Here is a 24,781-nt window from a genome sequence, read left to right as displayed (position 1 = left end):
CAACGTGCACCTGATTACGACTACGTAGAGGTGATCATGAGTCAGACCAATGAGCCGGGCGCATCGCCCTGGCATGAAGGTGAGTTGCGATTGCAGGAAAGCGTGGGCGTCGCCGAGGTCATGGAGGCGAACGGGCGCAGGGTCATACGCGACTACATGCCGGACCAGCACCGATTGTTCTACAGCCAACTGCCTTATTTGGTACTCGGCGCCGTTGATGATCAAGGCATGCCCTGGGCGACGCTACTGGAGGGGCCACCGGGCTTCGCTCATTCTCCCGATCCTCGGGTGTTGCAAATCGATTGCCTGCCGGCCCGGGGTGACCCGGTCCGGCAGGCGATGAAGGAGGGGAGTGCTGTCGGCCTGCTCGGCATTGACCTGAAGACGCGAAGGCGCAATCGCATGAACGGAAACATCAGTACCGCCGTCCCCGGCGGTATTGCCGTTTCTGTGGTGCACTCTTTTGGCAACTGCCCACAGTACATCCAGCTACGTACCGTCGATCCCGTCAGACTCGGCCACGCCTCAATGGATGCCGAGCCCGAACGCCTCAATGAACTCGATGACGCCGCGCGAGCGACGATCAACAGGGCCGATACCTTTTTTGTGGCCAGCTACCTGGACCTGGACGGCGATGCCAGCCGACGTTCGGTCGATGTCTCCCATCGTGGCGGCAACCCGGGGTTTGTGAGGGTTGAAGGCAATGTGCTGACCATCCCCGATTTCGCCGGCAATCTGCATTTCAATACCCTGGGCAATTTTCTGCTCAATCCACGGGCCGGGTTGATCTTCATTGATTTCGAAACGGGTGATGTCCTTCAGGTTGCCGGACATGCCGAAGTCATTCTCGAGGGACCTGAGATTGCTGCGTTCCAAGGCGCGGAGCGGCTCTGGACATTAACCGTGGAGCACGTCGTTCGACGTCATGCCGTGCTGGCCCTGCGTTGGCAGTTCGAAGGTTTTTCGCCCAACAGCCTCATGACCGGAAGCTGGGAGCAAGCCGCGGGCCGTTTGCAGGCTGACGCTTTGCGCGATAAATGGCGACAGCTGCGCGTGACGCGCATCGTTGACGAAAGCAGCAACATTCGCTCGTTCTACTTTGAGCCGAATGACGGTGCCGGGCTGCCTCGGTTCGACGCGGGCCAGCACTTGCCGATCCGGATTTGCCTGGCCGAAGGTGAGGTCCCTCTGGTCAGGACCTACAGTCTGTCGAGCGCGCCTTCTGACAGTTTTTTCCGCATCAGTGTGAAACGTGACGGCCTGATCTCATCGCATTTGCATGACCGTGTTCAGGTCGGAGATCTGATCGAGGCCCGAGCCCCGCAGGGGCGCTTCACCGTGCAAGCCGAAGAGTACCGGCCGCTGGTGCTGTTGGCCGCAGGGGTAGGGGTGACGCCCATGCTCTCGATGCTGCGCGAGGTGATTTATCAAGGGGAGCGCATCCGCCGTACGCGACCGACCTGGTTTGTTCAGAGTGCGCGCAGTCTGTCCGAGCTGGCGTTTCGTGACGAGCTGTACGAATTGGCGACCCGCGCCAAGGACAAAATCCGTGCGCTACGGTTGCTCAGTCAGCCGGAAACACAGGCTCGCGCGGGTGAGGATTACGAGTTGGCGGGACGCATCGACATCGATCTGCTCAAAGCCTTGCTGCCGTTTGATGACTATGACTTTTACCTGTGTGGTCCCGGCCCGTTTACTCAAGCGGTATACGATGGCCTGCGTCATTTGCGCGTTGGCGATGATCGTATCCACGCGGAGACGTTTGGACCTTCGACCCTGGTTCGTCAACGCGATCAACTGACCCCGGCCGTCGAGCAAGTGCCGGCGGCAAGCAGTCCGGTCAAAGTGTTGTTTACGGCATCGGCCAAGGAAGCAAGGTGGGAGCCCGGAGGAGGGAGCCTGCTGGAGCTGGCCGAGAGTCGAGGCTTGAGCCCGGACTTCAGCTGTCGGGGCGGATCCTGCGGGACCTGTCGGACGAAATTGGTCAGTGGCCAAGTGCACTATCTGAACTTGCCGGCGGAGATGCCGGCCGAGGGGGAAGTGCTGATTTGCTGTGCGGTGCCGGCGCAAGGCAAGGAAGATGATGCCCCCCTTGTGTTGGAACTGTGAGTGGCGCCATTTCATCGGTCCCGGGGCTTTGCACACATGACGAGGTGCAAAGGCTGGAGTTTATGCGCGATGAAGAAAGGCGGCGAGTGGCTGACTACATGCCTTTTGAGCGATAAAAGTTAACTAAACTAAATAGATGTTTAGTTGAGTTATGGTCGCTATTGCAACTAAACTCTACAAACAAACAAACAAACAAACAAACAAACAAACAAACAAACAAACAAACAAACAAACAAACAAACAAACAAACAAACAAACAAACAGCACTGAGCTGGCTAACGTGCCTAAGAACCCACCTCAAAGTTCTTGCTAAGAGTTTGATAGTGCTGACCAATTTCGATGAAGTAACTTCATGCAGGCGATTGGTGCCCCTCCAAAACACCTCAGTGAAACGGAGTTCATGCTCGAGTCGTAACTAACAACTTTGCCGTTTTGGTCCAGCAAATTTCCCCGACTGGCTTTTAAAAGTGCGTGTCCCGCAACGACATCATGAGCTGACACAGGGTAGAGCGATACAGCGCAGACACCGTCACCAGCGGCTACCCGTGCAAGCCGGTAGGCGATACTGGGCATGGCGTGGTATTGCCCAGGTGAACATAGTTTTTCATTGGCTTCGGGCCTGGTCACTGCAGCTGCGCTCACCATGACCAAATCTCCAACCTCTAAATCTCTTTGGCTTAGATCTACGTCTACTGGCTGGCCATTTCGCAATAGCTGAGGCAAACCCTCAGCCCAAGCGAGGCAGTCCTTACCACGATCATCTGTTATCGGTGCGTAAACCACACCTAGAACTGGGATCGAATTTCGCAGTAACCCGACAGAAATTGATGAGCCCTTAATGCCTCTTAAGAAATCACTTGTGCCATCGTTTGGATCGATTACCCAGCACCACGGATGGCCAGTTAATACGTGTCCCGTTTCCTCCCCCCAAAAATCACAATTTAGCAATTGCAGTAGGGGATCGCGCAGGCGCTCCTCTATCTCGATATCCACATCTGCCTTATCGCCCTGACCACGTACTCCAGAGGGCCTTTGCCATTCGGCGATCAGTAGTTCACCAGCAAGTGTCACCTCGGCTACCACACACTCAAGCAGCGTAAATAGGTTGATGTTCTCCACAAAGGTTCTCCAATTGGCAGATCACAAAACAAAGGAAAGAGAACTACGGACAACTAGCGCTGCCATCGTCTCGTTGCAGCAGTATCGGCCCCACCAGTTCGGCGATCAATCTAGCGCCCTACAGCGCAGGATGCGAAAATTCCACGACACGTAGTAGTACCTCATCGGCATCAGTCGTAGCGCCTGCGATAATCCCTTTCGGCAGTCGGCTGGAGCCAGTCAGCGAACCAGAAGCGGCCAATCCCATTGCGGAGCGTCACTGATTATTTCGGGACGATGAAACTGGGCTAGCCATTGGTGAAGCTCCATCGAAGCTTGATCCAACTTTCTGCCATGATCCTCTGGATTCAGAGGGGGAAGGAGGACGCTCCGGTAGTCTTTAGATACATTTTTCTATTTTTTACCTATTCCTCCGAATTAAAGTGAGCCACTTAAAAATGAAATGTAGATGTGAGAAATAAAAAGACAGACAATTCAAGGAGCTAGATCAAGACTCCATTCTTTTAAAACTGTAATGACATCAACCCGCAAATACCACAGCTTCGCTGCGGCCCGAATTTATTGGGTGGATAGCCACAGGCGATTACGATCCGCGGATCAAAATGCATTCGACAGAGGATTTCAGTTTCCATTTTTTAAGAACGCTTTTTGGAGACTGCTTTGAGTTAGGCAAGTCCGTTGTGACCTAGAGAGTGACTAAATGATTGAAATTCTAGTCATTACACATTTTTCTGGAGGTTTTCCATTTATTGGTGAAAGTGCTCCGAACTAAAAGTTTGAAAAACTTAAATAATATTATATTACAAAAAACAATAATTTATAAGTTGACTCTGATGCGTGACGTTAAGTTTGTTAAATTAATTAGTTCGCTATTTTAGAAGAAAATTATTGAAGTGGAGACCATATGAACCAAAAATTTGAAGCGGAGACCAGCATTTAAACACGTTTCTGTTCAAGTCATAGTCGAATGATATATAGGTGGTGTTTTATGAATGTGCGCCAACAAGTGAAGGGAGATAGGCAGTCAGTGATCGCCAACGCGTGTAAGCTATCACCTATCAATGTCGAAGTATTTTTTCGTTGTTCCCAGACTTGAATGTCCAGCGATCCGATTGATTGTTAGGAACTCGCTGCCATCTTCAGCAAGGTTTCGTAGATGAGTGTGACGAAGCCAATAGGCTGATGCCTGTTTTAACAATCCCGCGAGATGATGAGCACCCTCAAGCTGCGCAAGGGCAGCAGCATTCTTCATAATGGCGGAAATACAATTAGTCATCGCGCTGCAGCTTAGTCTCTTGTACTTGCTGTTAGCCGTTACCAATAAAGGCGTGTCTTCGTCTTTTTGGATTTTTTCTGGTAAATTGAAGGTAGTCCTGTATACGGCCAGTTCGTCGAGAAACATTTGTGAAATAGGAATGACCCTGGTCGTTTTCCCACTTCGAGATATGGTTATCTGACCGGTTTTCTGGTTAATTGCATGCATATTTGATGTTTCAGCTTCAAAAGGTGTGATAGCAGTTGTATAAAATAAGGTGATCATGAAGCTATTTCTTACGCGCTTTCTTTGATTGCTATCGCTACCTACAGCCTTGTAAATAAAATAAATAGCACCGTCAGCAAGTAAACGTACTTCTAGGGGAGGTGCCGGTAAATTTAGATTGGTTGCCTCATTAATCGGATTCTCTGTAATAAAACTCATTGTCCTCATCCATTTGAATAGATTTGACAAAACGAGAATAGTTAGTCGCTTGGAGTTTGCGCCCAATGGACCCGCGAAAGGGCGCCAACGAGAGTCATGCCGCGGCCATTTCGTTTTTGAAACCCAGTTGTCCTCTGGTTCCGGTGCCCCCGTAAAACTTATGTACTGCTCAATATCGTTATTGGTCAATTTATTTAAACGCTTGCTAAGTATAAAGGCACAATAAAAAACAAGACGCTCACCCTCTTTGCGTTTAGCTCGTTTAGTGCCCTTATTGCTGGATGAAGTCTCAACCCACATAGCGACGATCTCTGAGTCGCTGAAGGCAATTGTCTCATTGGATCTGCCTTTGAATGAATGGAGCGTGGAGAGATTGCTTTCAACATTCGCTGGATGAAAGGCCGATAGAAAGCGTGTAGCGTTAAAGGCGAAATCATCATTTTTTTCTGTTGGAGGCATGGAGCACGCTCCGAGCGATGGCATTGCTTGTAAAACTCAATACAAGTGAGCATAGCAGTTAAATAAAGTTTATTTAGGTATGTCCCCTTTCTAGGTCTGCGAGGGCGGTGTGTAAATATTTTGAAACAATGCATAACACGTATGTGCAACACTAAATCTAACAGATTTAATATTGTGTCTTAGAGTATTGGTGTTGGGCTGTTTCCTTGGGCTAAGTCGCTGGGTTTTTCACTGCTAGGTTCGGAGGTGAGGGAGTGTTAGTTGGTGGGTGAGGAAATTAAAAATCATATAATACAAATGCTTAGAGTTTCTTATTCAAATTTCAACATTTGGAAAAGGTGTGTTATTGCAATATGGTATTTTGTTCGGGTATTTATTCATAGTACCAGTGAAGGGGACATTTTTTTCGAGGTTAAGTTGTCATGGAGCTGAAGGGAGGTGAGGTTAAGCTCCTCGTGGAGAAAACCGTACAAATGCGGGCGCGCGACTCGTTGTATATGCGCTACCGCAGAAGAGGGCAAAAAAAAAGCAATCTGTGGGTAGTCTATAGCCCAAAATCTCGGCAGGACATCATTCTGCACTCAGATCTGGAATTAATTTATTGGCTGCATTTTGTTGAGTCGGAAGCGCGAGTTAAGTCATTTAGCGTGTGTGACATAAAAGTAAAGACCGATCCAAACTTTTTATTGGAATTTACTGATGGTCAACACAGAGCTGATTATTTGCGGCGTTCACCCGGCGTTGCAGAAAACAACGCATTGGTGTGGTATGACAATACGCAGTGGGTGGCTAAGTTTATTGATGTGATGGAACTGGCGACGGTGGCCAAACAGGCGCTTCGCTGGTTAAAACCGATTGCCTACGCTGCAGCCATTCGAGATCAAGAACTTACAACATTGCACAATGCACTAATAATGGAAGAATGGAAATGCAGCGGAGGTACAGTAAAATATCTAATCGATCAGCTATCAAATTTTGATCAAAATCACGTAATTGGCATGCTGATGAGGCATTTCATAGAAGGTCGGTTAAGTTTTGATCTGTCGGATGCGTCGTTTGGTGGTAATACACGCTGGGCCATTACCGGCAAGCAAGATGAACAAAATCAATAGCACTGATAGGGGTATTACTAACTGGCGACAGAAGGCCAGCGGTCAGTTTGCCTTCTGGCCAAAGGTTGATATTTCGAGTTGGAACGCTGAGAAAAAAGAGCAGTATAAAAATAAGTATATTGCAATGGAAATGTATTGTGCTGGTGAGCTTCTGCGGGACATCGCAGCGACGACCGGATTGTCAGGCAGTCTAGTAATTTATTATGTTAAGAAATGTCTGGAGGATTCGCCGAGCGGTCAACCGTGGGGTTGTCGTGCGCTTGTGCATGGCTATCACATTGCTTCTTATGAACGTACACTACCTCTCGCCAAAAAGCTCACAGAAGATCAAGGCGGGCAAGCCGGAGCGTTAACTTTCACATTAGATCGGTATCCAGAGTTGGAAGAGTTACTGATCGCTGAAATACAAAAGCTAAAAAAAACCAAAAAATATCACGAACCCAAAATATCCCCGGGCTTTCTTCATCATCTTTTTATTAAAACCCTTGAGCGTCTCGGAGCGCCTGCCGATGAGTGGCCGTTTACCATGAAATGGCGAGGCATTCGCAGTATTTCAAATTACATGAATGAGGTCCTCGCGGAGAATTTTTGCCACTCCGTGAGTGTGCGTGAGAACGATATAGCACGGGCCCATTTGCAAGTCGGGCACGGAAAACCTTCTCTGATTTCTGCACTAGATCCATACGATGCGGTGCAAATGGATGCTTATTATACCGATTGCCACCTTTCTGTAGTTTTCAAAACTCCCGAAGGAACCGAAGTTTCGATTCTACTCAGTCGGTTATGGCTGATCGTGTTAATCGACGTCGCTTCGAATGCTGTTCTGGCCTACAAGTTAGTGTATCGAAGTCAAGTGGCCGCGGCGGATGTTGTCGATGTGATGCGTTTAGCCCTTCAAAAGGAGCATCAGCGGCCGCCACCAGTGGTAGAGGGCATTAAATACCCTGTAGATGGGGGGTTTCCTCAAGAGCAATTTCCTCAGTGTCAACATGCGCTGTGGAGTTTTTTAATGCTCGATAACGCCCTGGCCCATTTAGGAAAGAGGGTAAGTGAATTGGCGAGAAAAGAGCTCGGTTTTATAATCAACTATGGCCCCGTTAAAAGCCCAATGCGCCGACCTGATGTTGAACGTTTCTTCAAGGAATTAGCCCATCGTCTTATTTGGCGACTAATCAGCACTACGGGCAGTAATCCATTTAATGGACGCGTCGAGAATGCACAGGAAATTGCTGTTAGCGAGAATGTCCGTGATGACGCATTACATCATCTTATTGACGCTGAGATTGCACAATACAATTGCAGACCAACGGAGGGGTTGTCATTTTTGAGTCCACTAGAGTTTATTGGACATAAACTAAAAGCTAATAATTCTCATCTTATGCTTCGAACACTTCCTGATGTCGCGATAGAAGGAGCGAACCCCATTTTGTATATCAAAGAGACAGTCTATGTGCGGGGTGGCGGGAAAAGTGGCAGATTGCCCCATATTAAACTTGATCGAGTGAGGTATACGAGTGGCATACTTAAAGATGCGGTCGAGTTGATTGGTACAAAGATATCTATTTTAATTAATGAAAACGACATGCGTACTGTGGAAGCGTTTACCTTGGACGGTATGCCGATCGGAACTTTAGTGGCCGAAGGACGCTGGAGTCTAAGCGCTCATGACCGGCGAACACGCCGGGCTATTAACTCGTTGCTGACACGCAGATTACTCGTTGTCACACAGGGTGATGATCCAGTGTACATCTACAGTATGTACCTGGGGCGAATCAATAAAAGCAATAAAAAATCCAAAAAAGGCAAAGCATCAATTTCTCCTCGAAACGCCACAGAAGCAAAGCGTGTAGCAGATACTGCTGGGTACGAACCAACATTGAGTGAGGCAGATGTCTTGGCGGAACTGGATGTGGGCAAGGGCAAGTTGCACACAGTGGAGAGTTCCGGTTTGGCGAGCGAAATGCCTGATTTGAATCAATTGTTACGATCGAGAAAAGTAAAGTAGGTGCAATCATGGATCTCAATGACACTGACATACGAGAAAGGATGCTCGATAAACACCCAATCATTATCAAACAATACACGGTCATCACGCCGATGATCAAAGACGCGTATTCAATGATTCGTGAAATGGTATGGCTCAGGCATACCGGGCTGTTTATGTACGCCACGCCCCGAATGGGGAAAAGTCGTTGCGCGCTAGCGGTCATGGAGCTCCTTGTCGCCGAATTTCCTGATAAGTACCCCGCCTATCATATTGCCGACAGCAATCGTATGGCCAGTTTTACGAGAGATCTCGTGGTATCACTTAAGCTGGTAAAAAAAGACCGCGAATCCTACTCACTCATGATCGAAAAAATTATTCTGCATGTAAGATCCCAATTATCCAAGATCGGCGGAAATCATTTCGTGTTGATCATCGATGAAATGCAGCAACTGACTTTGGAGAATTATGAGACTTTGCTGGTGATCCATAATCGACTCACGGCTGAAGGGATCAGCATGACGACCGTGGGATTTGGGCAGCCTACAATACTTAAGCGACGCTCACTGCTTATCACCATGAAAGCCTATAACCTCGTTGCTCGCTTTCTCAGCGAGGCCATTCAATTTGATGGTTGTCTCTCTTCCGAATGTTTTATGAATATCCTGTTTCAATTTGACCATGAAAAACAATACCCGGTTGATTCTGGTTGGAGTTACACACGATTTTTTCTCCCTAAGGCGTTTGCCGCTGGATTTAGGTTATCTACCCAGCATGAGCGCATATGGCACTTGTTGGAAATTCGGGTGGGAGAAAGCTTCCTACCATCAGTGCCTCTGGAGTACATCTTTCGTATTGTCGAAGCTTCACTCGTGTATGGCAGAAAACACGACGGCACCGAGTTTACCCTTTCTGATGATGCCATTAATTCTGCATTGGATCGAAGCAATATTTACGAGTATATGGAATTGATCAAAGGAATCGAGATTGAATGAAAGTATGACGATGAGCATCGATTTAGGGCCGCGCCCACCCATTCCTTTCGAATCATCCTGGGCGCTGATGATCAAAGCCTGTGCTTTTAACTTAATTGAACCGTCCACTCTGTTTGAAGTTCTCGCGCTGGACCCATTGTGTCAACCGCGTCCAGTTCGATATTGGGCTAGCGATTGGATCGATATGCCCAAGTTTAGCAAAGCCACCCACCTACCTACTTGGGTGTTGCGTAGATCTTTTGTGGATCAAATTTTTCCGATCAGACAAGCCGGACATCCTCCCATTCGTCATTGTTCCGAGTGCATTAAGCACGGCTATCATTCGGTACTGTTTCAGTTTGAAATTCTTACGCATTGTCCTTGGCACGGTTGTCCGTTAATACCGTGCAAAGTTTGCTCTCGCGCATTTCAGGTTGGCGGGTTAACCATCACCCCAGTGCAGATGATTACTCGAGATGGTTGTATGTATGAGGTGTCCTTGTCTTGTGGACACTTTCATTTCCTGTCTAGCGGAACATTGCATGTCCAGAATGTAACGAGTTTGCCGCTTGATATTATTATAACCAGAAGCATGGAGGTAATTGCATGGCTCCGCAAGAGCAGTTCGCTAGGCGCTCCCGGAAGGGTGGTGAATTCACTAAGTTTAGTGCTGGATTCTTCATCTCAACAAGAACACCTATTCGATGTGTGCCTGCGTCATGTAGAGGCACTGATCGGTTGCTGCCCATGGCGACCTAATAGGCGTCGAATCGGGCCAGAATTTGGTCGGGCTGATTTCCGGCTTGCAGACATCGATTGTGCCGCGTCAAACAAGGTGGCGGAAGCTGGTGCTGATTACATTGCGCTGTTCAAATCGATTCGGCGCCATCTATTTAACAGATTCGTGAGGAGCCACAAAAAATGCTGGAACGAATTGTCCCACTTCGACCCCATCAAACTGCACGCATTGGACGTAACCAACGCCTGCTCGGTGTCGTCAGCTTTTCTGGTGTGGCTGATGGCGCTTCAATGGGATGCCGCTACCGGTTTCAGTCAGTACGACCGGATCAACTTCATCCAGTTTCGCCGTAACCTTTGTCCCGTTGACTTAGCAGATGTCGGTTTACTGTGGCTTCTCCATTTTTATGCATTGTGGGGCGGTATAGAGCGAGAATGTGAAAAGTGTCGCGGCTTTCAAGATCGATTCTCTGTCGAGATTTGTTCGAGTGCCCCTCCGCTGACCTTGGGCGAAGACTGTGTGCTTTGTTATGGAGAAAATACGGTGATCAGTGGTCTCTGCATCTCACCGAACGTGTTAGCGCACAAATGCGCCAAGCGCTGCTTAAGTCGCCTCAAGCAATCGGCCTTTATCAATGAACAGGCGACCTGGAATGTTTACAACTGGGCATATGAGGCGAAGCGGCATGTTCTACTGCGCTTTTGGCGTGGTGCGCATTCGAAGCGAGGCGGGCAGTCAGCCATGGTGGTTGCAGGCTAGTAACGTTGTCCAAACGGTCAACGGTGGCTCCTTGCTGGGAGGTTGTGCCTTGTGTAGCTATCGTCTAAACGGCATCCCGCTCGACCTAGGCACCAGCCGTAATGCTTGCGGCACCGGCTTTCTAAATGTGCCGTCAGGTAGGAATGGCTCCTGATTGTTTATTAGCTGCGAGGTGCTGTTTGCATTCACGCCCAGTCTGCCAGGTCAACACGCGCAGATGGTGGGTTCGGTCACCCGCCAGACTGGTTCGTTTTCTCAGGCGCAGGCCTCTGCTGATGGGGCGGCTCACTTAGCGGTAGCATTTGGGGCTTTGCTCTCTATGCTGCGCTTCTCTTTAAGCGACTGAGGCAAGTCGCCAAGGATGACACGCGAGTGCCTCCTCAGTGCTTTGGAACGAGGTGTCATCCTAGCTGTGAGGCTGAGTAGATGCATCGCGACCCCACCCCTGTCTGCTCGATCGTCTTGCCATGAAGCAGGTCATAGGTTTTCCCATGTTCCACGGTCAGGCGAACGCGAGGTTGCCCTGAGGATTCTCCTGGCACGGTGTTGATGGTCAGCACCTGTTCCATGCGCCAGTGTGCCGAAGCATTCATTCGAGGTGGGGTCATGATCATCACCGAATACACCGACCCGAACGGTGAGACTTCATTGAGCACGCGCTCCAGGTACCCCACGTCGGAGATCAGCAGGATGCGACCGAACTCCATTTCTTCTTCCGTCATCTTGATGCACACATGAAACCAAGGGTCGTTGAGATCCCGTTCGACGACGCTCCAGCGCTTGATTTTCAAGTCAAACGCCACGGGAGGGAGGAATTCCGCAGCTGGCTGGGTAAAAAACATAGTGACGCCCTCACAAAACGAACCCTATAGATTGTAGCCCTAAAGTATTCAAAAAGGCTTCATCGTTCCTTTTGTGAGCGATGCAAATGGAACTGAAACAGGCCTTTGGGACGGCGTTAAAGGCGCGGCGGCTGGAGCGTAAGTTGACCCAAGAAGATTTTTCCGACGTGAGCAGCCGAACTTATCTCAGCACCCTGGAGCGGGGGCAGAAATGCCCCACGCTCGAGAAGGTGATGGAGCTGGCCTCTGTCCTGCAGATTCATCCGTTGACGTTGATCGCTGAAAGCTTCCTGGTCCTTGAGCCAGACCAGACGCTGGAGGCATTGCTGGCTGTCGTCCAGCGTGAAGCGCAGCCGGCCTGAGTTCTCCCGCACTCCAATATGAGTGGTGAGTTCGCGAGCCGCCTCCCTTGAGGGTGAGGCCGCACTGAATCGGTTAGGCGATGGGCCGTGGGGCCGGACCGAGCCGCTCTAACCAGAGGTGGCTTAATGACTCGCGCGGCCCAACGCGGCGCGCCAGTTGCTCGCGTCACTGCTCGTTGATGGCAAAGCCGACCCGGAAGCGTGCGCGGAACAAAGCATCCGCCCGGTAATACCGACGAATCCCAGGAGTGTCATTCTTCGCCTAAGTCGGGTTCGGTAGTTTCAGCCTTCGGCGGACCGCCTTGCGTGAGCGCTTCGCTATCCACCAGCAATGACGTGGCACGGCTGTTGAGCAACGAACCCGCCTGGAAGTAGCCCATCACCGTGGTCACACTTCGGTGTTCGGTCATGGCCATCACTTCACCCAGCGCTACCCCCTGGCGTCCAGCTTCTGTGACAAAACCCGAGCGCAAGCTGTGTGCCGCCCAATCGCCTTCAAGTCCCGCTAATCTCGCTCGGCGCTGGACAATGCGCGCCACCTGGTCGTTCGACAGCCCATCAGCGCTGACCTTGCCCCCTTTATACAGCCGGCGAAACAGCGGTCCGGAAACGGCCGGTGCCGCCCCCAGCCAAGCCGCCAGCGCGGCGGCAGCCGGGCCGCGCAGCGGCTTCTCGCGGCGCACACCGCCGGTATCGGTCTTGGTCGTGCCCAAGGCGTACAGCCAGGTGTCGGCATCCAATTGGCGCACATCACCGACTTGCAGGCTGACCACTTCCGAGCGGCGGCGCCCGCCACCGCTCCAGGCCAGCAGGAGCAGGGCGCGGTCGCGAATGCCGCGCACGCCGTCGTCGCAGGTGGCGAGCAGCGCCTGCAACGGCTCGAGCACGATCGCGGTTTTCTTGCGCACGTTCACGCCCTGGCGCGACTGCGCCTTGCGCGCGTCACGCAGCAGGGTCTTCAACGCCGACGCTTCGGTCGGGCTGTCCCACTCGTTGAGCCGGTGCCATTTGCCGAGAACCGCCAGACGGTGGCTGACCGTGTTGAACGCCAGCGGTCCCAACTTGGCCTTGACCCGCGCGGTGACCAGTCCCGCGTCGATTGACGGTGGCAACAGGTGGACCCAGCTGCCGTCGGCCAACGGCCGGGCCAGGTGATCGAGGGCGAACTGAATCGCTACGGTGGCGGGCAATGGCGCATCGCCCAGCGCCTGGCCGTAACGCAACTGCAACCAGGCCGACCAGTAGGCGAGGGCGCTGCGATAACTGCGCACGGTATTGGCCGCGGTACCGGCGGCGATAAACGCCGACGCGGCTTCCTGGGCGTTGAGCGCCAGAAAATGCGGGTCCAGTTGGGTTTCGTCGACTAGGGGTAATTGATCTGTAATATTTAATACGTTCAACGTATGATAAATCCATTAATCAGAAAATAACGTCGGATAATCTTTCATTATCAGACCTAATATACCCGGAGGGTGACGATGGCAGTAGGGGTGCCGGAAAACCAGGTGTTTGCGGCGGCGGATGCGGTGCTCGCCCGCGGCGAACGCCCGACGGTGGAGCGCGTGCGCCTGGAGCTCGGGCGCGGCAGTCCGGCGCGGGTCGGTGGGCTGCTCGATCAATGGTGGGCGCGCCTGGCGGAACGGCTGAACGGTGAGACCCGTCTGCCGGCGTTGCCGGGCGAGGTGGCGCAGGCGTTCGTCACGGTGTGGCAACAGGCGATTAATCTGGCGCAGGGTGTCGCCGAGCAAGCCTTGGAGAAACAACGACAGGTCCTGGCAGCCGAGCGTGAGCGAGTCGCCGCGGTAGAGGACCAGGCGCGCCAGGACGCGGCGCAGTTTCGCCAACAGACGGCGGAGGCCGTGGCCGCACGCCAGGCGGCGGAGTTGCGCCTGGCCGATCTGGAACTGTTGTTGGCGCAGCGCGCAGCGCAGATCGAGGACCTGCAGCAGCAACGTGAAGGTTTGCTGCACGAGCGCCGTGAAGCGCAGCAGCACAACCAGACGTTACAGCAGGATCTGCAGGAGGCGCGACTCAAGGCCGAGCAGGAGCGCATCGCGCAGGAGAGCTACGTGCGCGGAGTCGAGGATCGTGCACATCGTGAAGTCGATCGTGCCCGGGAAGAGGGTAAGCGCAGGATCGTCCAAGTGAAAGAAGCCGGCAACCACATTGAGCAGTTGCAGCAACGGATCGAAGGCATACAGGCCGAGTTGGGCCAAGCACTGCAAAACGCCGCAGCGCAGCAGGCACGTAGCGACACGCTGGAACAATTGGTAGTGCAACTGCGCTCATCGCCGGTCAGCGAACGCAAGACCCGTGTGAGGAAAAAGCTCCAGCCCAAGCCTGCGAAGTAAGCAGCCAGGCTAGTTCTTCGGCATAAGGCACCTGAGCTTCAACGGCTGAAATGACAACACACAAGGAATGTACGATGGATGAATTGGGTTTCGCTAATGACCGACCGATCATAGCTGCCGACGAGGATCTGCTAGGGCGATCCACTTTTGCTCAAAATCTTGCGAACGCCATTGTCGGCTGGAAAAACCAGGAAAGTCTGGTCATTGCCCTGACGGGGTTATGGGGTAGCGGCAAGAGTTCGATCAAAAATCTGGCCATTCAGGGGTTAGCTGCCACACCACAGCTTGAAGTCATTGAATACAACCCATGGGAGTGGACCGGCCAGGAGAAACTGAGCGCGTCGTTTTTCGAAGAGGTCTCGCGTGCCGTTCGACGCAAGGACAAAAGCAAGGACGGAAAGAAACTGGCCAAGATCCTGCACCAGTATGGGCGGCGGATTAACACCAGCGCAGAGTTGGTGGATGGAGTGACCCGCTACCTACCGCTGTTTCTCGGTTCGGCGCTGGTCACATCCTACCTCGGGATTTGGATCACGAATCCCGCCTTGCAAACATTGATGACCACACTGAGCGGTGTCTCCGCATTGGCGGCACTCCCTGGGGTGCTAAAAAAAACTGGTAAGTTTTTGGTTGACCGGGCTGAAAGCATTGATAAGTCGGCGAAGGAGGCTGAGCTTACGCTGAGTGAAATCCGACATGACATTAGGACGCTGCTGGCCAAGCGCGAGCATCCGCTGTTGATCGTGATGGACGACATTGATCGACTCTCATCGGAACAGATGAAGGCCCTGTTCCAGTTGGTAAAAGGCAATATGGACTTCCCGAACGTGGTGTTTTTGCTACTGTTCCAGCGTGACATCGTCGAACAGGGCCTGGAACGCGCGGGCTTCAAGGGGGCCGAATACCTGGAGAAGATTATCCAGGTACCATTCAGCGTTCCCGCGATGTCCAATGATCGTTTGGAATCGGCGCTGTTCAAAAGACTGGATGCAATTCTTGCCAGCGAGCCACAACTGAGCGAGCACTTCGATAGCGATTACTGGCGCGGGATGTTTCGCAAAGGCATGCGGCCGTTTTTCCGCAGTTTGCGTGATGTCTATCGCTATACCTCAACCTTGGCTTTTCATTGCAGATTGTTGCGTGGTGCGGACGTCGCGGAAGTCAACGCAGTAGATCTGTTTGCGCTCGAGTGTTTGCGGACATTCGCCCCGGCGAGCTATGAGGCACTGGCTCGCAATAAAGAAATGTTGACCGGAGGCAGCTCGCTTCGAGGTAACGATCAAGCCGCCAAGTCTCATATCAAGGCTCTGGTTGACGGTATCGTGGCGTTGGCACCCCAGGATAACCAGATTGCGGTCGATCAGATCATCCAGCAGTTGTTTCCAACACTGGATTGGGTCTATAGGAATAAAACATACGCAGGCGGTACACATGCACGCTGGTTGCGTGAGTCCCGCGTATGCCGCGCTGAAATCTTCAATCGCTACTTTGAGTTGGCGCTGCCGCTCGACGACATACCTAACTCGTTGATTCATACCCTGATGCTTCTGTTGCCTGACAGTGCCCGGTTCTGTGGCGAGTTGCAGCGGCACACTAAGGACCAGCAAAACACCATTTTAGATAGGCTGGAGTCTCGTGTTGACGTTTTCCCTCTCGAGAACTCCGACGCGGTGGTCGTGACTCTGCTGAATGCCGGGGAGGTCGTCAATGGAGAGGATCTGTCAATGTTCTCCTTTCCTGGGTCCGCACGGGTCTTCCGCTTGCTGTTGTTTTTTCTGCAGCGCCATGAAGAACCGCGGGTCCGAAGCGAACTGCTGCTCAGTTCGTTCGCGCGGGCCAAAGGTTTTGTCGTTATCGAGCGCTTGCTAATGTCAGAAGCTTCCGCGCGTAGCGATTTAGAGGCTACCGATCTGGACGAGGCCGGCTACGATAACCTTAGGCAAATGTTCGTGTTGAATTTGCTCGCCTATGCATCGCAGGATCCCGATGCCTTCATCGCGCATTGGAACTTCGTTTCATACATTTACCGATTGAATCGTTTTGCTGACGGCGCCGGCCGAAAGTGGAGCGAGAAACATATAACGTCTGTTGCGCGATTCATTCAATTCGCCGAGGCGATGGTAAGTAAAAGCACGGGGTACTCTGAAAATTCAGTGTCTGAACACTATTTTATTCGAACGTCTAGCCTTGAGGATCTCTTGGGTATCGAGTCATGTAAAGGATGGATAGACAAGGTCGATCGAGCTTCGTTGAGCGGCAAGTCACTTCAGGCCATCGATTTGGTTGCAGAGGCGCTGGGAAGGCACGAGCGGGGAGAAAAGTCCGATTACGATTAATCCAGGCAATATTTGAGACTTTGATTTAACACAAGAGCGCTCCAGAGGCGGTAGGGAGTTAAGGGCCTCTGAATCGCGACATAGGCATTAAGTATTTGAATGGATAGCAAATGACCAAGGAAATTGAGCGAAGTGCTGAAGGTATACACGAAGAGCTGAAAGGGAGTGAACTGGAATTTTTCAGGAAAGATGATGACAAATCGTTGAAGTACTTTGTTCGCAACATCAGCACTCGTTTGACCGAGCAGTTGAACGCACAGAAGACTGGGCGCTGGAACAGTTCATAGAGGGCGAATACATTGCCTGCGAAGGGCATCCAACAAATTTTCTGACCGCCATCGGCAATGAACCCGCAATCAACCGCGGATTTAGGTTATGGCTGCACTACAAATTGAAGTCTCGCGAGGGGCTGAATGGCTTTTTGGAAACGATACTCACAGATGGGGACATCGAAAATTATTGGAAAGATGAGGCGATTGCTGCCGTCCTGCAATGTCCGGATCCCGAGAACTTTTTAGTCTCACTCAAGCCTCTGCTACTGCAAAACAAAGAAGACATGCTGATCCGTTTTTTTTCATATTGCGGATCACCTGTCAGCGCCCCGTTGAAGGAGACAATACGAAACTACCTTTGCTAAGCAACCGTGACTTTGCATCCCGCTGTCTGGCTGGGGTAATGGAGCATGCTCGCTTCCGGATGGAAACGGCGATAACCCGCAGACATCATCATTACGACGTCGATATTTCCAGTCAATCGCTTGAGGATTGGAGCGAGACTATTGCTCGATTCAGGGGGCAAATATTGGCAGGGAATTTCCCGCTGAGTGTCGAAGACTACTCACTCGAAAGCCATGCCCCATGGCTAATTCATCTGCCCATGTTGCTCATTCCTTATGGCAGTCAGGAAGATGACCACATTCATCTACTCAAGAAAATCGTGGGTTTGTTTACGAAGATCAATACCGAGAGTCACGGCGAGATAGTCAGGAAAAAATACACTACGACATAAAGAAAAAGATTCAGGACTGTTTTGCGGAGCATGTGCTGCATTCAAAAGACAGAAATTTTGAGCCTTGGCGCGAGGTGTTAACGGCAGGGTGCTCGAAGGCGCCGACCTTTACCTACCTAGTCAAGTTAGCATTTGATATCGCCATGGAGAAGGAGAGCGATTTCGATGGAATTTGGACGTTATGGCGGGTGCTAACGCTCGAGCTTCACGCTATCGCGGCGAAAGAAGTCAACGATCCCTATGCTGGACATCAGCATGGCTTGAATTTGTTGCTCCGCGGTATGCTCTACTCCGACAGCCCTTAGCAACACCACCCAAGCGAAACCGCATGCCTTCAGGCCGGCGTCGGTGACCTTTTAGGCTTCGTAAGAAAGTCGGGGCAGAACAATCACGTTTTTGAGGCACTGAGCTCATTGATGTACAACTTTCATGAGTTGTTTTTTGAGGATGGAATTTTCATCTTGGCGGAGAAATATTTGGCGGATACTAGGGTTGTTTCCCGGCAGCTCAATACGGCTTTCTATCTCGAAATGTCTTTGGCCCGTTATTTACAAAATGAGAATAGAGCAGCATTGACGCGTAACATGTACAAAGCTTGTCTAGAACTGCTTACCGGCCTGGTAGAAACCGGTTCCGCGAGGGCGTACTACTTGCGAGAAAATTTTATTAGAACACGAAGAGTTTCTTTTTAGGAGCGGACCATCAAACGCTCCCCCCTGTGACCAAAACCCGAGTGCGAGCTGTTGGGGCAGTTGGAATACTGCACTCGATTTCACAATTTCAAGTGCACCTCCTTACCGATTACACAGGCGGAAAGTCGTGCATTTGCTTCTTAAGGAGTCAAAAGCGTGGCTGTATTGATGACGAAGACATCTTTCACGGCGCAAATCTGATACCACACGTTAGGCAGTTCCCTTTAGTTGCGCAGGCGCCCCCTAAAGACCAATAATGGCTTGCAGTTATTCAGTAGCATCCATGGTGTAGCCCTCACATTGAAGGGGCTGACGCTTGCGCCTTGGCGAGGGTAATGTCCACTGTCTCTTATTGGCCGATTACCGCCTGTCGCAACGGCCCGCAACTTCCCCAAAATCAACGGTGGCTCTGGACACCAGCCGTCAGAAGTACACCGCCATCGCACCCAGCTCCGGGCCACCGGCTCGTCTATGCTCATTGCGCAGAGAGGACACCGGACACCCAGGAAGGAGGATACAGTATGGTCACTGTGCTTCTCGTGGACCCGACGCCGATCGTGCGCAGTGCCTTGCGGGACCTGCTGGAGAGTATGGGGCACGGTAGCGTCGACGAAGCCATCGACGTCCCCACGGCGCTGACCCTTGCGCGGGAGAAACATCCGCAGCTGGTCATTCTCGAGATGTCGCTGCCGGGTGCAGGCGGTCTCGATCTGTTGCGCCGGCTGAAAGCTCGTGACCCTGAGCAGATGCTGCTGGTCTACAGCGGGCAGAACCCGGCACATTTTGCGCCCTTGTGCTTCCAGGCCGGTGCCAGTGGTTTCGTCAGCAAGGACGCGGACCTCACGGGCTTGCGCAAGGCCATTGTCGATGTGCTGGCTGGTCGCGCGCATTTCGCCCGGGAGCATATGCAGCCTGGGAGTGGAGGGGAGTTGGCGGGCCTGACGCCCCGTGAGTTGGCGGTGCTGCAACTGATCGCCGAAGGCAACTCCAATCTTTGCATTGCCGAGCAATTGCGGATCAGCTTCAAGACCGTCAGTACCTACAAAGGTCACCTTCGCGAAAAACTACACGTTGACTCCAACGTCGAGCTGGCCGAAATCGCGCGACGCAATGGCCTGGTCGCCGGGCAGGAGAGCGGCGTCGGCGCCTTGACAGCGGAAGCGCTGCCGCTGGAACTGGGCATGTTGCGCGGTCTGGTGGACGCGGCGCCCAACCCCATGTTCGTGCGCACCATCGAAGGCCGGTTGTTGTTCTGCAACCAGCGTTTTCTCGACTATTACCGTGTCTCCGCCGAAGAGGCGCTGAACTCAGGGCATGCCGACGCACGCTGGTTCTCGCCTGCGTTGCGCAAGACCATCCCCGAATCGTTCCGGCGACTGGTCAATGAAGGCGTTCCCTTTGCCGTGACCAACCGCATAGAGATCTTTGGCGAACCGCGGGTCGTTCATTACTGGATGGTGCCTTACCGCAATGCAAGTGGTCAGCCCGCGGGCATGCTCGGCGGTTTGCATGACATCACCTCCAGTGAGGAACATCTGATCGAGTTGCGTGACCGCACGCTCGGCGCCGAAGCGCGGCTGCGGCAGCGAACCGAGTTCTACATGGCCTCGCTCACGGAGCTTGCCGAACGTCTGGTGGGCATGGACCTGCCTCCGACAACGCCGGGGCTTGCCGATCTGTCCGGGCGTCTGGCGCGGTTGCGGCGCATCTGCGACCTGGAAGACGGTCAGGTGCCCTCGGTGCCGGTGTCGAGTGAGCTGCGTGCGCTGATTGAACACAGCCTGACCGGGCACACCGCCAGTCTGTTTGGCGTGTCGGGTATCAACTCCGATCGGGTCTGGGTCGACGAGCGGCTATTTTCGGAATGGATGGGCAGTGCCCTGTCGCTTTTTCACGCCGACAGCGACGCGCTGATCACGCTGCGGCTCGACATGGAAGCCCATGAAAACGGGCGCCTTGGCACGACCCTGGAAATCAGCGGTCGGGTGGCGGCCGGCAGTGTCATTGACCGCTGTCATGCCGAGCGGCTGGCGGAACATCTGCAGGGGCGTTTCAGCTATGCCAGCCATGAGAACGACGCCACCGTCACGCTCGAACTGGAATTACTCAGGGCCAGCCTCGAGTGAGTAGGGAAGTAGTCTGATGACGTCGCCTGAAGGACTCTGAGTTCGCTCTGAATCACATCTCCCTAGCATGTGCGCAACCCGATGACTTCCCGAGTTGCCCACCATGACTTCCACCTCGAAACCCTTGTCTCCGCGCCATCCTGGCGTGCTTTCCACTCTGGCCATGGCACTGTTGATTACGGCTGGCACAGTCCTGTCCGCCCCCGTCGTGCCGCCGCAAGCCACAGAGCAATCGTTGGTCATGCTTGCCCACCAGCAGTTACTGGGCGGCGATCTTGCCGCTGCCCAGGCATCGCTCCGTGAGGCCGGCAACAAGGGCCAGGGCGGCACGCGCGCCCTGGCTGAGCAGGCCTTCCTGGAAGATGCCAACGGGCGTCATATGCGCGCCCGTCAGCTCTACGACGCCCTCAAAGGCAGTGACCAGGAAGCAATCATCGCGGTGCCTTCAGCCGTGAACCTTGCCGCTCTGGCTCGTTTCGACCTGGCCAGGAGCGCATTCGCCGACCTTCAGAAGCGCTCGCCCAATCCGCAAGTGAAAGCCTACGCCGGACTCTGGACGCTCTGGCTGGGCGCGCGCAGCGCTAGCGACGCGAGGCTCAAACCGGAGGCGGCCCAGGCGCGCGTGCAGAAGCTGGCCCGTGAGATCAAACCGGTCACCGCCCAGCAAAGTGCCCTGTGTGCCCTCTATCAAGGCAAGACCGATTCTTCGGCGGTGTTCGCCCAAATCGACGCCCTGATGGTACCCGAGGCCACCAAGCGTGACCTGCGCACCGAAGCCGGTTTGTTCGCCGGTGCCTACCTCGACTACGTCCGCCAGGACCACCAGGCCGCGGAGCAGATCTACCAGCTCGCACTGGAGCAATCCCGACCTGCGGCCATGGAGCGCCAGCTGCTGATTCAGTCCAGCCGCGCCCTGCAACTGTTTACTCACTGATTTTCTAATCCGTCCCAGGCAACCCCTGGAAGGTGTCCTCTCATGAACAGGATCTATCGTCTCGTTTGGTCAAAATCCCGCCTTTGCTGGTGTGTGGCCTCTGAATTCGCCCGGCATTCGGGCAAACGTGGCCGCGCACTGGTGGTCATCGCGTTGGGCACCCTCGGCTTGCTGCTCGTGGGCGACGCGCTCGCCGCCGATGCCGGACAGTACGTCAACGACAGCGCCGACGCTTCCTGCGTCGTTGTCCAGGACAGCGCCTTGAGTGGCGATCTGGACTGGAAGTACGGTGGCAACACCAGCAACTGCGAGAGCGTCAGCAAGCCTGTCCAGGCCACGCGGATGCTTGCCAGCGGCAACCCGACCGGCGATGCGGTGACCTATGACGACGACAGCCACAACAGGATCTCCCTGGGCGGTGATGCCTACGACGCCTACTCGCACACCGGTGGCACCACCCTCAGCAACGTCGCCAACGGTGTTGACAGCAGCGATGCGGTCAACGTTTCGCAACTCAACGACCTGGCAAACACCCCGATGACTTTTGTCGGCAATACCGGCTCAGTGGACAAGAAGCTGGGTGATACCCTCTTCATCGAAGGTGCCTCGACTACCGCCGGTACCTACTCGGGTTCCAACCTGAGAACCGAGGTGGATGCCAATGGCCATCTGCAACTGCAGCTCGCCGACAATCCGATGTTCGACTCGGTCACCACCGGCAACACCACGATCAACGAGAATGGCCTGTCTATCCTCGGCGGTCCGAGCGTGAACTTCTACGGTATCGACGCAGGTAACTTTAGGATCACCAGCGTGGCGGCGGGCGATATCGGCTTCGGTTCCACCGACGCGGTCAATGGCTCGCAGCTCAATGCCACCAACCAGCAGGTTCAACAGAACACCACCGATATCACCAACTTCAACTACGGTCTGGTCGGCCCCATGCAGCGCACCGGTACCGATCAACTGTCGCTGATTGCCATAGGGGGCGATGCCTATGCGCCGGGTGCCTCGCAGGTGCTGAACAATGTAGCGGCCGGAGCGATCCTCGCCACCTCCACCGACGCCATCAACGGCTCGCAGTTGCACGAGACTAACCAGCAGGTGAACGCCAACACCCTCAACATCACTCAAGTCGACAACCGGGTGAGCAACGTCGAGGGCGACATCACCACGCTACAGGGTGATGTGAAACACCAGGGCGACCATATCGAGAACATCTACAACAGTGGCACCAGGTATTTCCACGCCAATTCAAGCGGCACTGATTCGTCCGCCACCGGTGTGGATTCAGTGGCCATCGGCATGGGAGCGACGGCCAGCCATGACGGTAGCGTCGCCCTGGGCGCCGGGTCTGTCGCAGACGGGAGCACCCTCGGCCACCAGGCTTTTCTGTTGGGTGGCACGGCGACCGGTGAAGTCAACGTTGGTCAACGCCGCGTCACCGGACTGTCGGCCGGTGCGGACGACAGCGATGCGGTCAACGTCGCACAGCTCAAACAGGTGACCGGCGCCTCCACCGAGGGCTCGGTCAAGTACGACCTGAATGGCGACGGCAGCGTCAACTACAACAGCGTCACACTGGCCGGCACCTCCTATAACAGCGCCAGCAGAACCGGCGGTACCAAAATCACCAACGTGGCGCGCGGCGAGCATGACAGCGATGCGGTGAACATGGCCCAGCTCGGCGAAACCAATGCCCTGGTCACCAATATCGATGGTCGTGTCACTACAATCGAAGGCAGCGTGACCACCATCAACAATGGTGGCGGCATCAAGTATTTCCACGCCAACTCCACTCAGGCCGACTCGGTCGCCAGTGGTTCGAACGCAGTTGCTGTCGGCCCGAACGCCCAGTCCACCGGCAAGGGCTCCATCGCCATGGGCGCGGGTGCCACCTCTACGGCAGACGGCAGCGTGGCCTTGGGGCAGGGCGCCAGCGACAATGGCCGTGGCGCAGAAAGCTATACCGGGCTGTATTCGAATGCGGCCAATACCAGCGTGGGCACCGTTTCCGTGGGCAATGCCGCTACCGGCGAAACCCGCACTCTCAGTAATGTTGCCGATGGCAAGGAAGCCACCGATGCCGTCAACTTGCGTCAGCTGTCGGGCGCGGTGGCGGAGTCAAAGCAATACTCCGATGACTCGATCAGCCACATCAATAGCAATGTCGCCAACGTCACCACCAACGTCAGCAACCTCGACAATCGGGTGACCCATGTCGAGGGCGATGTGACCAATGTGCAGAACGGCACCGATGGCATGTTCCAGGTCAACAACACCAGCCATTTGCCAAAACCCAAGGCGACCGGCAATGACTCGGTGGCCGGTGGCGCCGGTGCCCAGGCGATAGCCGAAAGCAGCACCGCCATCGGTTCCAACGCACAGGCCAGGGGCCGCAGCTCGGTCGCCATCGGCGCAAATTCGGTGGCCGAACGCGACAATAGCGTCTCTGTTGGCAGCGCCGGTCACGAACGGCAGATCACCAACGTCGCCGCCGGTACCGCGCCTACGGACGCCGTGAACGTCGGCCAGATGCAGCAGAGCATTGGCAACATGTCCAACCAGTTTTACGACTACACCGACTCTCGCTACAACGCACTGCGCCACGACTTGCAGAAACAGGACGACGTGCTCAGTGCAGGCATCGCCGGCGCCATGGCCATGGCCACGCTGCCACAGCCTTACTCACCCGGCGCCAGTATGGCCGCTGTCGGGCTCGGCAACTTCCGGGGCCAGGGAGCGTTGTCCGTGGGCGTTTCGAAGATTTCCAATGACGGCAAATGGGTCACCAAGCTGCAAGGCGGCATGAACAGCCAGGGTGATGCAGGCGTCGCCGTTGGGGTGGGTTACCAGTGGTGAGTTTCACTCACCCAGGCCAGGATTCCATTGGACCAGTCCAAGCGTATGAACATGCTCACCTTCGATCAAAACAAAGGATAGCGCAGCCCGGTGGTCATGTGGTCATGTGGCCTTTGGCCAACGACAGCGAAGGGCCGGTTCTGCCTGTCGCGACCGGCTGAAACCGGCCAGAAGCAGTCACTCGCGAGCCGCTTATAGCGACCCAAGTTGCCTTTCTCAGAAGTAGCTGATACATGTTCCGCTGGCGCAATCCTGCGGTTGCGCCACCACGTATGTGCTGATGCAGATGTCGCACGGGTGGCTTCTGAAAATAG

At 53.9% G+C, this 24,781-nt stretch carries 17 protein-coding genes; 13 read left to right on the top strand and 4 right to left on the bottom strand.

The features are described from left to right. Positions 1–36 precede the first annotated feature (36 nt). Positions 37–2,109 carry a pyridoxamine 5'-phosphate oxidase family protein gene (locus DKY63_RS04210; RefSeq protein ID WP_110962932.1) on the top strand — a complete coding sequence of 691 codons (2,073 nt, stop codon included), beginning with the start codon at positions 37–39 and terminating at the stop codon, positions 2,107–2,109. Positions 2,110–2,418: 309 nt separating this feature from the next. On the opposite strand, the gene DKY63_RS04200 is transcribed toward DKY63_RS04210, so the two are convergent. Together DKY63_RS04200 and DKY63_RS04195 are read right to left on the bottom strand one after the other, a co-directional pair. Continuing rightward, entirely contained in the window at positions 2,419–3,228 is an 810-nt protein-coding gene (locus tag DKY63_RS04200) for an inositol monophosphatase family protein (RefSeq protein WP_430523141.1), read from the bottom strand. 1,051 nt (positions 3,229–4,279) lie between these two features. Beyond that, entirely contained in the window at positions 4,280–5,386 is a 1,107-nt protein-coding gene (locus tag DKY63_RS04195; RefSeq protein WP_162634862.1) for a tyrosine-type recombinase/integrase, read from the bottom strand. A gap of 422 nt (positions 5,387–5,808) precedes the next feature. On the opposite strand from DKY63_RS04195, the gene DKY63_RS04190 reads away from it, so the two are divergent. Genes DKY63_RS04190 through DKY63_RS32125 form a run of 4 tightly spaced genes read left to right on the top strand, consistent with a single transcriptional unit; the run spans position 5,809 to position 10,954 of the window. Then, a complete protein-coding gene (locus DKY63_RS04190; protein WP_110962929.1) occupies positions 5,809–6,498 on the top strand; it encodes a hypothetical protein in 690 nt (229 codons plus the stop codon). Continuing rightward, positions 6,482–8,503 carry a hypothetical protein gene (locus tag DKY63_RS04185; protein ID WP_110962928.1) on the top strand — a complete coding sequence of 674 codons (2,022 nt, stop codon included), beginning with the start codon at positions 6,482–6,484 and terminating at the stop codon, positions 8,501–8,503. The genes DKY63_RS04190 and DKY63_RS04185 overlap by 17 nt, the downstream gene beginning before the upstream one ends. Before the next feature lie 8 nt (positions 8,504–8,511). Beyond that, the gene (locus tag DKY63_RS04180; protein ID WP_110962927.1) at positions 8,512–9,477 is read left to right on the top strand and encodes an ATP-binding protein; all 966 of its coding nucleotides are present in this window, start codon (positions 8,512–8,514) and stop codon (positions 9,475–9,477) included. Further along, positions 9,470–10,954: a hypothetical protein gene (locus DKY63_RS32125; RefSeq protein ID WP_162634860.1), complete on the top strand. Its 1,485-nt coding sequence runs from the start codon at positions 9,470–9,472 to the stop codon at positions 10,952–10,954. Before DKY63_RS04180 ends, DKY63_RS32125 begins: the two co-directional genes overlap by 8 nt. Before the next feature lie 401 nt (positions 10,955–11,355). Here DKY63_RS32125 and DKY63_RS04175 read toward each other — a convergent pair whose 3' ends face one another. Further along, positions 11,356–11,796, bottom strand: coding sequence for a hypothetical protein (locus DKY63_RS04175; protein ID WP_110962926.1), 441 nt, complete (start codon positions 11,794–11,796; stop codon positions 11,356–11,358). An 86-nt stretch (positions 11,797–11,882) separates the two neighbouring features. Between DKY63_RS04175 and DKY63_RS04170 the strand changes: the two genes are divergently transcribed. Then, positions 11,883–12,158: a helix-turn-helix domain-containing protein gene (locus tag DKY63_RS04170; RefSeq protein ID WP_110962925.1), complete on the top strand. Its 276-nt coding sequence runs from the start codon at positions 11,883–11,885 to the stop codon at positions 12,156–12,158. Positions 12,159–12,409: 251 nt separating this feature from the next. Here the strand turns inward: DKY63_RS04170 and DKY63_RS04165 are convergent, their stop codons facing one another. Further along, complete coding sequence (locus DKY63_RS04165) at positions 12,410–13,558, bottom strand: tyrosine-type recombinase/integrase (protein ID WP_110962924.1); 1,149 nt, start codon at positions 13,556–13,558, stop codon at positions 12,410–12,412. Positions 13,559–13,636: 78 nt separating this feature from the next. On the opposite strand from DKY63_RS04165, the gene DKY63_RS04160 reads away from it, so the two are divergent. The 7 genes from DKY63_RS04160 to DKY63_RS32865 all read left to right on the top strand — a co-directional run bounded on the left by DKY63_RS04160 (position 13,637) and on the right by DKY63_RS32865 (position 24,467). Then, on the top strand, positions 13,637–14,509 hold the full coding sequence (locus DKY63_RS04160) for a DNA-binding protein (RefSeq protein ID WP_110962923.1): 873 nt from the start codon (positions 13,637–13,639) through the stop codon (positions 14,507–14,509). Positions 14,510–14,583: 74 nt separating this feature from the next. Further along, entirely contained in the window at positions 14,584–16,845 is a 2,262-nt protein-coding gene (locus DKY63_RS04155) for a KAP family P-loop NTPase fold protein (RefSeq protein ID WP_110962922.1), read from the top strand. 110 nt (positions 16,846–16,955) lie between these two features. After that, a complete protein-coding gene (locus DKY63_RS32120; protein WP_162634806.1) occupies positions 16,956–17,132 on the top strand; it encodes a hypothetical protein in 177 nt (58 codons plus the stop codon). Between the two features lie 205 nt (positions 17,133–17,337). Then, positions 17,338–17,853, top strand: coding sequence for a hypothetical protein (locus tag DKY63_RS32115; protein WP_162634858.1), 516 nt, complete (start codon positions 17,338–17,340; stop codon positions 17,851–17,853). Between the two features lie 1,213 nt (positions 17,854–19,066). After that, on the top strand, positions 19,067–20,671 hold the full coding sequence (locus DKY63_RS04135; RefSeq protein WP_162634856.1) for a response regulator: 1,605 nt from the start codon (positions 19,067–19,069) through the stop codon (positions 20,669–20,671). Between the two features lie 103 nt (positions 20,672–20,774). Further along, positions 20,775–21,605, top strand: coding sequence for a hypothetical protein (locus DKY63_RS04130; RefSeq protein WP_162634854.1), 831 nt, complete (start codon positions 20,775–20,777; stop codon positions 21,603–21,605). 42 nt (positions 21,606–21,647) lie between these two features. After that, positions 21,648–24,467 carry a YadA-like family protein gene (locus DKY63_RS32865; protein ID WP_110962916.1) on the top strand — a complete coding sequence of 940 codons (2,820 nt, stop codon included), beginning with the start codon at positions 21,648–21,650 and terminating at the stop codon, positions 24,465–24,467. The last annotated feature ends 314 nt before the right edge of the window (positions 24,468–24,781 follow it).

It is taken from the genome of Pseudomonas putida, assembly GCF_003228315.1.
Classification (GTDB): domain Bacteria; phylum Pseudomonadota; class Gammaproteobacteria; order Pseudomonadales; family Pseudomonadaceae; genus Aquipseudomonas; species Aquipseudomonas putida_S.
The sequence above is the reverse complement of the archived record's forward strand: the minus strand, read 5'-3'. Positions and strand labels throughout refer to the sequence as shown.